This window comes from Massilia sp. Root133, assembly GCF_001426525.1.
In the GTDB taxonomy this organism is placed as follows: Bacteria; Pseudomonadota; Gammaproteobacteria; order Burkholderiales; family Burkholderiaceae_D; genus Telluria; species Telluria orientalis.
The window spans coordinates 22,422-36,258 of record NZ_LMEW01000011.1; the positions used below are offsets into that span (position 1 = coordinate 22,422).

Annotated in this window: 11 protein-coding genes; 3 read left to right on the top strand and 8 right to left on the bottom strand. The window is 65.8% G+C overall.

From position 1 onward, the window contains the following. Positions 1-89 precede the first annotated feature (89 nt). The gene (gene uvrA, locus ASD28_RS10360) at positions 90-2,939 is read right to left on the bottom strand and encodes an excinuclease ABC subunit UvrA (protein WP_056126870.1); all 2,850 of its coding nucleotides are present in this window, start codon (positions 2,937-2,939) and stop codon (positions 90-92) included. A gap of 480 nt (positions 2,940-3,419) precedes the next feature. Here uvrA and ssb point away from each other — a divergent pair, with 480 nt between their 5' ends. Then, entirely contained in the window at positions 3,420-3,917 is a 498-nt protein-coding gene (gene ssb, locus ASD28_RS10365) for a single-stranded DNA-binding protein (RefSeq protein ID WP_056126871.1), read from the top strand. Between the two features lie 179 nt (positions 3,918-4,096). Here the strand turns inward: ssb and ASD28_RS10370 are convergent, their stop codons facing one another. From ASD28_RS10370 to ASD28_RS10375, 3 genes are read right to left on the bottom strand one after another with little or no spacing between them, the layout of a single operon-like run. After that, on the bottom strand, positions 4,097-4,549 hold the full coding sequence (locus ASD28_RS10370) for a nucleotidyl transferase AbiEii/AbiGii toxin family protein (RefSeq protein ID WP_056126872.1): 453 nt from the start codon (positions 4,547-4,549) through the stop codon (positions 4,097-4,099). Continuing rightward, positions 4,491-4,871 carry a nucleotidyl transferase AbiEii/AbiGii toxin family protein gene (locus ASD28_RS31765; protein ID WP_156403943.1) on the bottom strand — a complete coding sequence of 127 codons (381 nt, stop codon included), beginning with the start codon at positions 4,869-4,871 and terminating at the stop codon, positions 4,491-4,493. The genes ASD28_RS10370 and ASD28_RS31765 overlap by 59 nt, the downstream gene beginning before the upstream one ends. Further along, on the bottom strand, positions 4,849-5,895 hold the full coding sequence (locus ASD28_RS10375) for a type IV toxin-antitoxin system AbiEi family antitoxin (RefSeq protein WP_056126873.1): 1,047 nt from the start codon (positions 5,893-5,895) through the stop codon (positions 4,849-4,851). The genes ASD28_RS31765 and ASD28_RS10375 overlap by 23 nt, the downstream gene beginning before the upstream one ends. A gap of 284 nt (positions 5,896-6,179) precedes the next feature. Here ASD28_RS10375 and ASD28_RS10380 point away from each other — a divergent pair, with 284 nt between their 5' ends. After that, the gene (locus ASD28_RS10380; RefSeq protein WP_056126874.1) at positions 6,180-6,857 is read left to right on the top strand and encodes a methyl-accepting chemotaxis protein; all 678 of its coding nucleotides are present in this window, start codon (positions 6,180-6,182) and stop codon (positions 6,855-6,857) included. A gap of 1 nt (position 6,858) precedes the next feature. Here ASD28_RS10380 and ASD28_RS10385 read toward each other — a convergent pair whose 3' ends face one another. From ASD28_RS10385 to ASD28_RS10400, 4 genes are all read right to left on the bottom strand, one after another. Beyond that, positions 6,859-8,394, bottom strand: a complete 1,536-nt coding sequence (locus tag ASD28_RS10385) for a glycoside hydrolase family 28 protein (protein ID WP_056126875.1) — start codon at positions 8,392-8,394, stop codon at positions 6,859-6,861. A 130-nt stretch (positions 8,395-8,524) separates the two neighbouring features. Next, positions 8,525-10,270 (bottom strand): ClcB-like voltage-gated chloride channel protein, encoded by a 1,746-nt coding sequence (locus ASD28_RS10390; protein ID WP_056126876.1) that lies wholly within the window; start codon positions 10,268-10,270, stop codon positions 8,525-8,527. A gap of 23 nt (positions 10,271-10,293) precedes the next feature. Beyond that, positions 10,294-11,643, bottom strand: a complete 1,350-nt coding sequence (locus ASD28_RS10395) for an ATP-binding protein (protein ID WP_200949001.1) — start codon at positions 11,641-11,643, stop codon at positions 10,294-10,296. Further along, positions 11,627-12,289: a response regulator transcription factor gene (locus ASD28_RS10400; RefSeq protein ID WP_056126878.1), complete on the bottom strand. Its 663-nt coding sequence runs from the start codon at positions 12,287-12,289 to the stop codon at positions 11,627-11,629. The genes ASD28_RS10395 and ASD28_RS10400 overlap by 17 nt, the downstream gene beginning before the upstream one ends. Positions 12,290-12,403: 114 nt before the next feature. On the opposite strand from ASD28_RS10400, the gene ASD28_RS10405 reads away from it, so the two are divergent. Then, positions 12,404-13,714, top strand: a complete 1,311-nt coding sequence (locus ASD28_RS10405; RefSeq protein ID WP_056126879.1) for a PQQ-binding-like beta-propeller repeat protein — start codon at positions 12,404-12,406, stop codon at positions 13,712-13,714. Positions 13,715-13,837 lie beyond the last annotated feature (123 nt).

Here is a 13,837-nt window from a genome sequence, read left to right on the forward strand (position 1 = left end):
CGGGAATCCATACTGAGCCTGCGTAGTGTCGGCTCGATGCCGCAGGCCCGCGCGCTCAGCATGGGCCCCCGCTTCCGCGGGGGCGACGGTCAGGCTTTCAGCAGCGGCTTGAGGTACTTGCCCGTGACGCTGGCCGGATTGTCCGCCACGTCTTCCGGCGTGCCGTGCGCGACGATCGTGCCGCCGCCCGCGCCGCCTTCCGGACCCAGGTCGACGATCCAGTCCGCCGTCTTGATGACGTCCAGGTTGTGCTCGATGATGACGAGCGTGTTGCCCTGGTCGCGCAGGCGGTGGATCACCTTCAGCAGCAGGTCGATGTCGGCGAAGTGCAGACCGGTCGTCGGCTCGTCGAGGATATAGAGTGTCCGGCCCGTGTCGCGCTTGGACAGTTCCAGCGACAGCTTCACCCGCTGCGCCTCGCCGCCCGACAGCGTGGTCGCGCTCTGGCCCAGCTTGATGTAGCCGAGACCCACGTCCAGCAGCGTGTGCAGCTTGCGCGCGATGACCGGCACGGGCTTGAAGAACTCGTGCGCATCCTCGACCGTCATGTCCAGCACTTCGGTGATGTTCTTGCCCTTGTACTGGACTTCGAGCGTCTCGCGGTTGTAGCGCTTGCCGTGGCAGACGTCGCAGGGCACGTACACGTCCGGCAGGAAGTGCATCTCGACCTTGATGACGCCATCGCCCTGGCATGCCTCGCAGCGGCCACCCTTCACGTTGAACGAGAAGCGGCCCGCGGAATAACCGCGTTCCTTCGCGGTCGGCACCGTCGCGAACAGGTCGCGGATCGGCGTGAACACGCCCGTGTACGTGGCCGGGTTCGAACGCGGCGTGCGGCCGATCGGCGCCTGGTCGACCGAGATCACCTTGTCGAAGTGCTCCAGGCCGTGGATGGCCTCGTGCGGCGCCGGTTCCGTCTGCGAACCGTACAGGTGGCGCGACAGCGCCGGGTACAGCGTATCGTTCACGAGCGTCGATTTTCCGGAACCCGACACGCCCGTCACGCACGTCAGCAGGCCCACCGGCAGCTCCAGCGACACGTTTTTCAGGTTGTTGCCGGTCGCGCCCGTGATGACGAGCTGGCGGTCCGGGTCGGCCTGCGTGCGCTTCTTCGGCACGTGGATCTTCTTCTTGCCCGACAGGTAAGCCGCCGTCAGCGACTCCTTGCTCTTCATGATGTCCTTGAGCGAGCCCTCGGCGATCACGGCGCCGCCGTGCACGCCCGCGCCCGGACCCATGTCGACGATGTAGTCCGCCGTGCGGATCGCATCCTCGTCGTGTTCCACCACGAGCACGCTGTTGCCGATGTCGCGCAGGTGCTTCAGCGTGGCGATCAGGCGGTCGTTGTCGCGCTGGTGCAGGCCGATCGACGGCTCGTCGAGCACGTACATCACGCCCGTCAGGCCGGAGCCGATCTGCGACGCGAGGCGGATGCGCTGCGCTTCGCCGCCCGACAGGGTGTCCGCGCTGCGGTCCAGCGACAGGTAATCGAGGCCGACGTCGTTCAGGAATTTCAGGCGCGCGACGATTTCCTTGATCACGCGCTCGGCGATGTCCTTCTTCGCGCCCGTCAGTTTCAGGTCGTCGAAATAGGTCAGGCAGTCGCGCAGCGGCGTCTTCGCCACTTCATAGATGGCGCGCTGCTGCTTGCCGTTGCCGATCTTGACGTAGCGCGCTTCCGTGCGCAGGCGCGCGCCGCCGCACGACGGGCACTCCTTCTCGTTGATGAACTTCGCCAGCTCTTCCTTCACGGCCATCGAATCCGTCTCGCGGTAGCGGCGCTGCAGGTTGTTGACGACGCCCTCGAACGTGTGCTCGCGCATCACCGTGCGGCCACGCTCGTTCACGTACGCGAACGGCACCGACGTCTTGCCGGAGCCGAACAGCACGACGTCCTGCGCGGGCTTCGGCAACTGCTCGAACGGCTTGTCGAGGTCGAAGCCATAGTGCGACGCGAGGCTCGTCAGCATCTGGTAGTAGAACTGGTTGCGGCGATCCCAGCCCTTCACGGCGCCGGACGCCAGCGACAGGTTCGGGAATGCGACGATGCGCTTCGGATCGAAGAACTCGATATGGCCCAGGCCATCGCATTCCTGGCACGCGCCCATCGGGTTATTGAAGGAGAACAGGCGCGGCTCCAGCTCCTGCAGCGAATAGCCGCAGACGTTGCACGCGAACTTGTTCGAGTAGATGTGCTCCTTCTCCGTGTCCATCTCGTACGCGACGGCGCGGCCGTCCGCGATGCGCAGCGCGGTTTCGAAGCTTTCGGCCAGGCGCTGCTTGATCTCGGCATTCACCTTGATGCGGTCGATGACGACGTCGATCGTGTGCTTTTCCGTCTTCTTGAGCTTCGGCAGGTCGTCCACGTCGTAGATCTTGGCCGCGTGCGTGCCGCTCTGGATGCGGAAGCGGACGAAGCCCTGCGCCTGCATCGCCTCGAACAGGTCGCTGTGCTCGCCCTTGCGGTTCGCCACGACGGGCGCCAGGATCATCAGCTTGGTCCCTTCCGGCATGGCCAGCACGGCATCGACCATCTGCGACACGGTCTGGGCGGCCAGCGGCTCGTCCGAATGGTCCGGGCAGTAAGGCGTGCCGACGCGCGCGTACAGCAGGCGCAGGTAGTCGTGGATCTCGGTGACGGTGCCGACGGTCGAACGCGGGTTGTGCGACGTCGCCTTCTGCTCGATGGAGATCGCGGGCGACAGGCCCTCGATCATGTCGACGTCCGGCTTTTCCATCAGCTGCAGGAACTGGCGCGCATAGGCCGACAGCGATTCGACGTAGCGGCGCTGGCCTTCGGCATACAGCGTGTCGAAAGCGAGCGACGACTTACCGGAACCCGACAGGCCGGTGATGACGATCAGCTTGTTGCGCGGCAGGTCGAGGTTGATGTTCTTGAGATTGTGCGTGCGGGCGCCGCGGATACGGATTTCTTCCATTGTTGTTTGAAGGCTTTCGAATGGTTGCGGGGCCGGCGCACGAATGGCACAGGTGAGCGGGCCGAACGGGAAAGCGCACTAGTTTACCTGTTTTTATTTACAGTGGTATGCCGGCGCTCGAAAAAGTCTGCGAGGCTTGGTAGCATGATATGACGACCTGTCAAGATCTGCCGTTCCGGTACAACGTGCGCGTATCGTATGTGGTCCGGGAGCGGCGCGTTTCAATGGCAGACTCACCAGAAAACGAAAATAAGCGGAAAAATTTTCGTCCGGCTGTATTGATGCGCATCTCTTCCAATTCGGGCACTTCGCCCCCATCTTCGAGGTCTGATCAGGTGCTGTAACCCGGGTGCCCGATCAGTGCGGAATCAGTTGCTTTCTCATGCGACTGACCAGCATAATAGCGGGCCGTATTCAACATGTTTCCCTAACGCTTAGACAACACGCAGAGTCAGGGACTATCCAAAGGAGCTTTACAAAATGGCATCAGTTAACAAGGTCATCATCGTCGGCAATCTCGGCCGCGATCCGGAAATTCGCTACATGCCGAGCGGCGACGCCATCGCCAACATCGCGGTGGCCACGTCCTACAAATCGAAGGACCGCAACACCGGCGAGCAGAAAGAGCTGACCGAGTGGCACCGCATCTCGTTCTTCGGCCGCCTCGCCGAAATCGTCGGCCAATACCTCAAGAAGGGTTCGTCGGTCTACGTGGAAGGCCGCCTGCAGACCCGCAAGTACACCGACAAGGACGGCATCGAGCGCTACGCCACCGACATCATCGCTGAAAACATGCAGATGCTGGGCGGCCGCCAGGGCATGGGCGGCGGCGACAGCTTCGGTGGTGGCGACGACATGGGCTACGACGCCGCGCCGAGCCGCCCGGCCCCGCGCCAGGCCCCGCCGGCCCCGGCCGCACGTCCGCAGCCGAAACCGGCACCGAACTTCTCGGACATGGATGACGATATTCCGTTCTAAGTGCGACCTCGTCGTCCGCTGATGAAAGCCCGCTCTTCGGAAGAACAGCGGGTTTTTCTTTACTTTGCCATGGCTTGAATAACAGGAGACCAGGACGGTGATCGAATAAGTCCGCTACAAGATAGCGGCCGATCAGGCCGACCAGTTCATTGCCGCCTATGCGACGGCGCGCGGAGCAATTAGTTTCGAAGCCCGAGCTCGAACTGGCTCAGCAGCTTGTCCGCCATATCGGATTCGATGCCGGCAGAGCGGGTCATGTGGACGAGAAGGCGGTCGCGTTTGCGCGGGTCGGCCAGGATGGCGAGCAGGGCGTGTAATGAGTCGTCGTGCAAGATGACACGCGTGTCATGGCCGAGCAGGGTCGCACCGGCCAGGGGCAGGTCGAATCCGGCGGCTTCGAGTAATTCAAATGCCTCCTCATACATGCGGTCGCCATTCCCTGCTTCGTGGTAGTGCTGGAGGAGGAAAAGGAGATCCTGGGCATCCTTGTTGTCTTGCAGCCCGCGGTCGTCCCATGCCAGCAGCTTGAGCGCGGCAAGCGCTGGAATCGATACGACCCGGATGACAAGGCCGTTATCTACCTCCACGTCCAGTGCTGATGCCAAGGCTTCGGCATAACCGGTGACGCGCATCCAGCGGGAACGCGTTGCCGTATTCCGTGGGCTTGTAATGCAATAGATGTATTCTGTCTGCGGCCGGGGTGAAGCTGCCGGTGGCCACGAGAGCAGCCTTCAGTGCGTTGAAACGCTCCCAGTGATCGAGTGCGATGGCGAAGTCGACGTCATGAGTCGCCCGCGGGGTGTCGAGGCCGAACACATGGGTCATCAATATGTCGCGTGCGGTTGCGCCGACGAGAAGATAATCGCAGCCGAGCTGTCCCGTTACCGACCGAACCGTGGACAGGATCTCGAGAAGTACTGGATTGAAGGGTTTATCGAGTCGTATCGTGTACATGCTGAATGATCCCGGGCACGAGCTGGCGTGCCACGGCAATGTTGCGTGAATCGTGGCTTGCCATCAGGTCCGCATAGATGAGGTGCAGTGGTACAGTCGGGAATGAGTCAGCGAAGTGATCCGGATTCCAGAACATTTCGACGATTTCGATGCGCCCTCGGGGATCCGCGCGTAGACGGAAGCTTTTGACGATGTCTTTGAGCGCGTGCGGGTCGTCCATGTCGATGTAGACCGTGCACTCCTGGGGTTTGAGGTGGCCGGTCAGGATCATGGCTGCTGGTTCGCCACCCCACGCCGAAAGCCTGAATCCAGGGCTCCAGTTGAGGAATTCGTCGAGATTATCGATTGCGAAACGGTATTTCCTAAGCTTGGGCTTGAGCCTACCAGCATAGCCACTGGCCCACTCGTTCAGAAACAGTTCCGGCGTGCGGATCATGCGCTTGCCGTCGGCCGTCGAGCCGATTAATTCACGCGATTCCAGCGTATCGAACGCCTTGCTGATGGCCCCGATCGCTATCCGTGCGTGCATCGAGATGTCCCGGTAGGGCGCATTGAGCAATGTGGGCTCGGCCAAGGCGGCAAACATCATCCGAAGCGCCCCCGGCGTCATCGTATTGTTGGCCGGGAATTGGATTTCAGCGTCACCGCGTCTGCCCGTCACGTAAATGTAAATGCCAGCACCGTCATTGATGTAGGCATTACCCGCCGTATCGATGAACTGCAGGCCGATGTCGCGGCAACGGGTTGCCATGTCAGGGCTGAGCGGGGAACTGACCAGCAAGGCGCGCTGCGCGTTGCCGAGCCTGTTCAACAGGTTGAGCGGTAGCGCATACCGATCGACTTTCTTCTTGATCTCGCAGTCGTATCGTAATTTTCGACCATTGATCGTAAGGAGGACCGCAGCAACGGTATCGTCATTCGGCATATCAAGGACTTCCCCCTGGATGCGCGTCGAGTCGTGCAGCGCTTCCAGAGCGCTTGCGATGAATGCGGTTTCACTCCCAGGGATAAACAGGTTGTTCATGGTTCTTCAGCGTTCACGTTACGTGAACATGGCCAAGATATGAACAATCATACATTATGTTCATCTTTTCAGCGTGTTCACGTTACGTGAACAAGAAAAAATCGTGAACAAACGGGCGAGCCTGCCCAAAATTTGGGCTGGCTCACGCCCCGGGTGCAAATCCTCTCCCCGGTTTGATTCAAGTTAGTGCATGTAACTACAGCAGCCACGAATCTGGCTGGCATAAAACCTGCATCAGCTACTGCATCAGCCGCCGCCGGCGGCTACCCCGATCGGAGCCCAGGATGCACGCAGACACTCTTCCCACCTCATCCAACGCCCAGCCCGACGTCAAACTGTCCGGCGACGTGTTCGGCGCCCTGATCAACCTGTCCGGCCGGCGCCGTTTCACGTCGCAGCGGGTTGTGCTGTATTCGGTGCTGGCGTCGCTCGGCCATGACGGCGCGGACAAGACGGCGCGCGACACGCTGGCGGCCTTCCGGGACGCGCACATCACGCTCGTGCAGGGCAAGCAGGGTTTGCCGGGCATCTTCTGCCAGCAATTGCGCGACGCGTATTTCGGCACGATGCGGGGCGACCAGATCATCCGCGACTTCATCGCACTGGCCGAGAGTACGCTGGACGCCATCGGCACGACGTCGCGGCGTGCGCCCGCGCTGCTCGATGAGCTGGTGCGCAGCGCGACGCCGTTGCTCACCGTGCTCAATGCGCTGACCCTCGTGTACGAGGAACAGTCCAAGCGCCATGCCCTGCTGCAGCGCCGGCAGATGCAGGAATTGATGGGGGACATCAAGACCATCGCGCGGCAGGCGCGCATGGTCGCCTTCAATGCCCAGGTCGTCGCTGCGCGCGCCGGCGACGTCGGCAGGGAGTTTGCCGTGGTCGCGAGCACCATGACCAACGTCACCGGCGAGATCGATGCGCTGGTGCAGACCGCCCTGGAGGGGTCGCTCGCCTACTGAATCAGATGCGCTTGCGCTGCACGGTGCCGGGAACGTGCTGGTCCTGGACCCTGCGCGCATCGCGCACTGTGAAGTCCGTCACCGACCGCAAGTCGAACAGCGCCGCGCCGCCGCTGCCCGGCTGGGCGTTGACCGCGCTGAAGACGGCGTCCCGCACGTTCTCCAGCACGAAGGCGGCGCGCGCGTCGGGCTGCGCATACGTCACCGTGACGTGGCCGACGTCGACGCCGGCCGCATGGCGCACGTACAGGCCATAGGCCGGGCAGGGCCCGAACATGCCCGGCTCGGGATACGCTGTCGGCTTTTCCAGCGGGACCGCGTCGCGGAGCATGGCCGTGCCGCCGCCTTCGACGTGCAAGCGCAGGTTCGACAGGTGGATGTCCTCGACCGGATGACCGGGCAGGCCGCTGATCGTGCTGGTAAAACCCGCCTGCGCGCCCGAGACGACGATGTTGCTGATGTTGACGCGCCGGATGGTCCCGACCGGCGGCGCATCCGGCCCGCGCAGGCGTGCGCCGAGGCAGATGAAGATCGGATCGTTGGCCACCTTGCGCATGGTGATGTTGGAAATCGTGAGGTCTTCGATGTGCGAACCGTCCACGCTTTCGATGGCGAGGCCGCGGCAATCGTCGAAAATGCAGTTGGTGATCGTGATGTTCCTGAAGTCGCCATTCGATTCCGTGCCCAGCTTGATCCGCCCGAAGCGGCCCGAGTGGTAGTCGGGTGTGCTGCGCTTGAATGTCCCGTCCAGCAGCGTGCCGACGTCGAAATTCCCGGCCACGTAACAATCCGAAATGGTGATGTTGTCGCAGGCCGCGATCCGGCCCAGTGCATACGACGCCTTCAGGCAGATGCCGTCGTCCCAGGGCGAATTGACGCTGCACCTGGAAATGCGCACGTTGCTGCAGCAATCGATGTCCATGCCGTCGCGATTGGTATCGATGCGTAGATTATCGACCGTCACGTTGCTGCATCCGGTCGCCAGGATACCGAAATGGCCCCCTCGCAAGATGCCGAAGTCGCGCAACAGGACGTTATTGCATTCGCGTAGCGCGATCGCCTTGTTGCCTTCGCCCGGCCCGCCGTCCGCGTCGTAGCGTATGCTCCCGTCGGGCAGCTTCCGGTAGCCCGGATTGAGTCCCTTGCCATCGATGTGGCCGGTGCCGGTGATCGCAACGCTGTCCAGGCCGATGCCCCAGATCAGGCTGTTTTTCCAGTGGCTGTGGCCGAAGTCCTGGTAGTTGCCGCCCGCGGCATTCGGTTCCGGCAGGTCGTACGGCGCGACCTTCCAGTCCACCGCTTCGATCACCGCGCCCGCCTCCAGATGCAGCGTGACGCGGCTGCGCAGCCGGATCGATGCGGACAGGTAGCGCCCGGGCGGGACATGCACGGTGCCGCCGCCGGCCCTGGCCGCCGCCTCGATGGCGGCGTTGATGGCGCCGGAATCGACCGTTTTACCGTCGCCGCGGGCGCCGTAGTCGCGCACGTCGTGGCGCGCCGCGGCTTGCGCCTGCGCGTTGCCGAAGGCGGACAGCATGGGAAGCGAGGCCGCCAGTCGGGCGGCTGAACCAAGCAAACGACGGCGGGTAAGTGTACTCATGGACCGATACGCGGAAGAGTGGGTAATCTCTCGATGTTATCGATCTCACAATATATGTGCAAGCAGTTTATGCCTCCACCTGCATCCCCAGCGGCGCCCGATTCAGCCTGACATACGCATCCAGCACATCCGTCTTGTGCACGGCCCCGAGCAGCTCGGGGTCGAGCGCGCTGCGCACGGCCGGCAGCCGCTCGCCGAAGTGGCGCATGAACTGGCGCAGCGCGTCGTCCAGGCCCATGTCGGCCGTGACGACGGGCAGGGCGTCGGGCCGGGCGATGTCGGCGCAGGTGCGGGAGGATGCCTCGTCCCGCTCGTACAGCGCGGCCACGTCGTGCAGCGCCACCACGCCGCGGTAGCGCCCGGCGGTGTCGACGAGGTAGACGTATTTCACGGGATGCTGGCGGAACAGCGCGGCGGCCTGCGCGATGGAGGCATCGAGCGGCAGGACGGTGTCGGCGGGGCGGATCAGTTCCTGCATCCGGATCGCGCGCAGGCGTTCGCGTTCCTGCTCGTCGGCCACGCGGCGGGCCGTGATCTCGTACATCGACGGCCCGTTCACGGCGCGCGCGACGCCGAAGGCGACGACGCAGGCCAGCATCAGCGGCAGCATCAACGAATAGCTGAGCGTCATCTCGAAGATCATCAGGATCGCCATCAGCGGCGCGCTCGTCGCGGCGGCCAGCAGGGCGCCCATGCCGACGGCGACGAACGCGGCCGGCGCGGCGGCCGTTTCCGGCGTCAACGCCTGCGGCACCAGCGCGAACAAATGGCCGACGGCCGCGCCGACGAACAGCGTGGGCGTGAAGATGCCGCCGATGGCGCCGGATCCGCTGGTGAGCAGCGTCGCCGCGATCTTGCAGACGAGGACGACGAGAACGGCCTGCCATAGCCAGGACTGGTGCAGCAGCGCGTTCACGACGCTGTAGCCGTTGCCCCAGACCTGCGGTACCCAAATGGAGATGGCGCCCACGCCCAGGCCGCCGAGCGCGAGGCGCAGCGGCAGCGGCAGGCCGCTGTCGGCGAACAGGCCGCGCGTGCGCTGCAGCGCGACCAGGAAGGCCGGCGCGATCAGTCCCGCGAGCACGCCCAGCGCGACGAACCACACGACCTCCAGGTTGGCGATGGGCGCGAACGCGGGCATCTCGTACGTCGGGTGATAGCCGGGCAGGCGGCGCATGGTGATGTTGGCGACGACGGCGGCGACCATGATCGGCCCGAGGCTGTTCATGGTGATGGCGCCCAGGATGATCTCGGTGACGAAGAACGCGCTGGCGATGGGCGCGTTGTAGGCCGCGGCGATGCCCGCCGCCGCGCCGCATGCCACGAGCAGGCGCAGACGCTCCGTATTGAAACGGGCGATGCGGCCGATGACGGACGCGCTCATCGCCGCCAGCTGGATCATCGAGCCTTCGCGGCCGATCGAGCCGCCGGACGCGATCGACAGCAGCGACGATACGCTGTTCACGAGCGTAAGCTGCACCGGCACCTTGCCGTCGCCGACGGCCACCACTTCCATGTAGTCCGCACGCGCACCGCCGGCATGGCGGCGCGCCAGCACCAGCACGCAGCCGGCCAGCAGGCCGCCCGCGCATGGCATCAGCAGGCGTGCCTGCCAGGGCAGTGCGGTCGCGATGTCGACGAACGAGCCGCTGCGGCCGAACAGCAGCGCCTGCAGCAGCGTGAGACCGTCGCGGAAGAGGAGCGTCGCCAGCGCGCCGGCGCAGCCGACGAGCGCCGCCCACAGCAGGATGGCATTGGCGCGCAGCAGCAGCGCGAGCCGCGTGCGCAGGCGATCGGGCGAAGAAACGTTCATGGTGAGGGAGCGGAGCCCGGCCACTATAGCATGCGCTCGGGGTGGCTCACGCCGAACGCGATGCGCACGGCCAGTCCGCGCCCATCGGGGCGGCCGTCGAGCGTGATGCGGGCGCCGTTGCGGGCCGCGGCCCGTTCCGCGATCGCGAGACCGAGGCCGCTGCCCGCCTGGTCCTGGCCGGGCACGCGGTAGAAGCGTTCGAACACCCGGGCACGCAGCGCGGGCGGGATGCCGGGACCCTGGTCCGACACCGTGATGCATGGACCGGCGTCGAGGCTCACGTCCACGCGCGCGCCGTCCGGCGAATACTTGATCGCGTTGCCGACCACGTTGTCGAGCAGGGCGGCCATGCTTTCGCGGTGCAGCGGCAGGATGACGGGGGCAGATGCGCGCAATTCGATGTCGACGCCGCGCTGCAGCGCCAGCGGCGCGGCCACGGCGATGCGTTCGCGCAGCAGCGCGGCCAGGTCCTGGTCCTGCAGCGGCGCGTCCGTCGGTTCCTGGCGCGCCCGTTCGTAGGCGAGCAGCTGGTGCACCGCGTGCGTGGCGCGCGCGACGCCTTCGCGCAGGCCGGCACCGGCTTCGGTCTTCCGGGCCGCGTCGGTCGACGCTTCCAGCAGGTGGGCATTGAGCTGCACGACCGACAGCGGCGTCTTGAGCTCGTGCGCGGCGTCTGCGAGGAACTCGTGTTCGCGCGCGAGCCGCTCGGACAGGCGCCGCATCAGGCGGTTCACCGCATCGACGACGGGTGCCAGTTCGCGGTAGGGCGATGCGGGCAGCGGCGCCAGCTCGGCCGCACCGCGTGCTTCGAGCGCCTGCGCCATCGCGCGCAGCGGGCGCAGGCCTACGCGCACGATGAACCAGGCCGGCAGCAACACGAACGGCAGGCTGTAGACGAGCGGCGAGAACAGGTACTTGGCGGCCGACGGCGTGAACACCCAGTCGACGTTGGGCTTCTCGCGCCGCTCGACCACGATGCCGCGCGCGGCGTCGCGCTCGACCCAGCGTACCCACCCGTCGTCCGGCGGCGCGTCCGGGTCCGAGTCGTACACGAGCTGCCCGTTCAGCCACACGCGGGTCTGCGCATGCGTCTCGAAGCCCGTCTCGCGGAACATGTCCAGGCGCAGCGCCTCGATGCCGCGGCCGATGCGCGCCAGCGCCGCCGGGTCGGATGGCAGCGACTGCATGTTCAGCATGATCTGGCGCGTCCACGCGCGGTTGACGATGGACGTCTGGCGCGCCTGGTCGACCTTCACCTGCCAGGCGATGTGGGCCAGCGCCGCCAGCCAGATGGCGAGCATGACGAGCATGAAGCCGATCAGGAGGCGGCGCAGCAGCGACTTCGGCGGCGACACGCTAGCGGTCGCCGTCATGGCGCACCATGTAGCCGACGCCGCGCACGGTGCGGATGTAGCCGTCGCCGATCTTCTTGCGCAGGTTCGAGATATGCACGTCCAGCGTCTGGCCCTCGCTGTAGGGCAGCACGCCCTGTTCGAGTTCCGCGCGCGTGACGATGCGGTCCGGGTTGCGCACCAGCGCGTGCAGCAGCGCGAACTCCGTCCGCGACAGGTTGACGGGCGCGCCGCGGCACGTGGCGCTCATGCTGCGCGTATCGATGGCCAGGTCGCCGACCTGCCACAGCGTGTCGGCCTGCGCGCCGCCGGCGCGGCGCACGACGGCGCGCAGGCGCGCCAGCAGCTCGGGGATGTCGAAGGGTTTGATGAGGTAATCGTCGGCGCCGCCGTCGAAGCCGTCGAGGCGGTCCTGCAGGCTGTCGCGCGCCGTGATCAGGACGGCGGGCAGCACGTGGCCGGCTGCGCGCAGGCGGCGCAGCAGCGCGACGCCGTCGCCGTCGGGCAGGCCCAGGTCCAGCAACAGCGCGTCGTGGCGGCGCTCGTCCAGCAGGCGCGCGCAGTCGCTGCCCAGGCGCACCCAGGTGACGTCATGGCCGTCGTTGTGCAGCACCGACTGCAGCGCGCGGCCCAGCGCGAGGTCGTCTTCCACGAGTAGGAGTCGCATGGAGCGCAAGTATAGCGACGCGCCGCCGGCGCGCCTATCGGCCGTGAAGCCTCCCTGAAGATTGCGCGCGCTTCCCGCCTCTAGAATGGCGGCATCCCAACGTCAGGAATCCCCATGCGCCGCCTTGCCCTGCTGCTTGCCTTCCTCGCCACCCCATCGTTCGCCGCCGACTGGCCCATGTTCATGGGCGACCCCGCGCACACCGGTCGTGCCGCCGGCGAGACGCGCGCCATCAAGGGTTTCAGGCTGGCGGGGCGGTTCGATGTCCACGCGGCGATCCACGCGTCGCCCGTGGCGGCGCAGGGGCGCGTGTTCGTCGGCGCGGAGAACGGCAACCTGTACGCGCTCGATGCGAAGACGCGTACCCTGCAGTGGCTGTATCACGCGCGCGGCGGCATTGCGTCGACGCCCGCGGTGGCCGGCGGCACCGTCTACTTCCTCGACCGCGCGGGCAGCGTGCATGCGCTCAAGGCGGACGACGGCTCGCCGCGGTGGACCTTCCGCACGCAGGGCGAGGCGGTGTTCGCCGCGCACGGCATGTTCGGCATGCCGCGCGACGGCCAGCCCGTGCCCGACCCGTGGGACCTGTACCTGTCGTCGCCGCTGGTCCATGACGGCAAGGTCTACGTGGGCAGCAGCGACGGCCACGTGTATGCCCTCGACACGAAGGACGGCAAGCTGGCCTGGGCGTGGCGCACGGGCGGCATGGTGCATTCGTCGCCCGCGCTCGCCGGCGGCAACATCGTCGTCGGCAGCTGGGACGGCGCCGTGTATGCGCTCGATGCACGGACGGGCGAGCAGCGCTGGCGCCACCAGACGGGCGTCGAGCAGAAGACCAGCATCATGTTCGGCATCCAGTCGTCGCCCGCCGTCGATGGCGACACGGTCTACGTCGGCTCGCGCGACGGCTTTTTCTACGCGCTCGATGCGGCCGGCGGCCAGCCGAAGTGGCGCTACGACGCGCAGGGCAGCTGGGTCGTCGGCACGCCGGCGGTGGACGGCGACAGCGTGTACGTCGGCACGTCCGACACCGGCCTGCTGCTGGCGCTGGACAAGCGCACCGGCCGCGAACGCTACCGCTTCGACACGAAGGTGTGGACGTTCGCGTCGCCGCTGCGCGTGGCCGACGTCGTCGTGGCGGCGTCGATGAAGGGAGAATTGCACGCGCTCGACGCGGCGACCGGGCGCGCGCGCTGGTCGTGGCGCGGCGATGCGCTTGCCGTGAACGATGGCCGCGTGATCGACACGGCCACGGGCAAGCTGGACACGAAGCACATGTACGAGGGCGGACCGCATGCGCTGTATTCGGCCGTCGAATACGTCAAGCGCCTCGGCGCCTTCGTCGGTTCGCCGGCCTGGTACGACGGCCAGCTGATTGCGGCCACCGCGACAGGCGAGGTATTGTTCTTCGAACCGCAGCGCTGACGGGCGGCTTTACTAAAACGCCGCGCGCCGCTGCCCGCGCGGCGGGCAGCATCGTTTGACCATCAAGCGCGGCCAGTTTAGTAATCACCGCTAAACAGCGTCGCAAAGCCTTTCCGGCGTTTG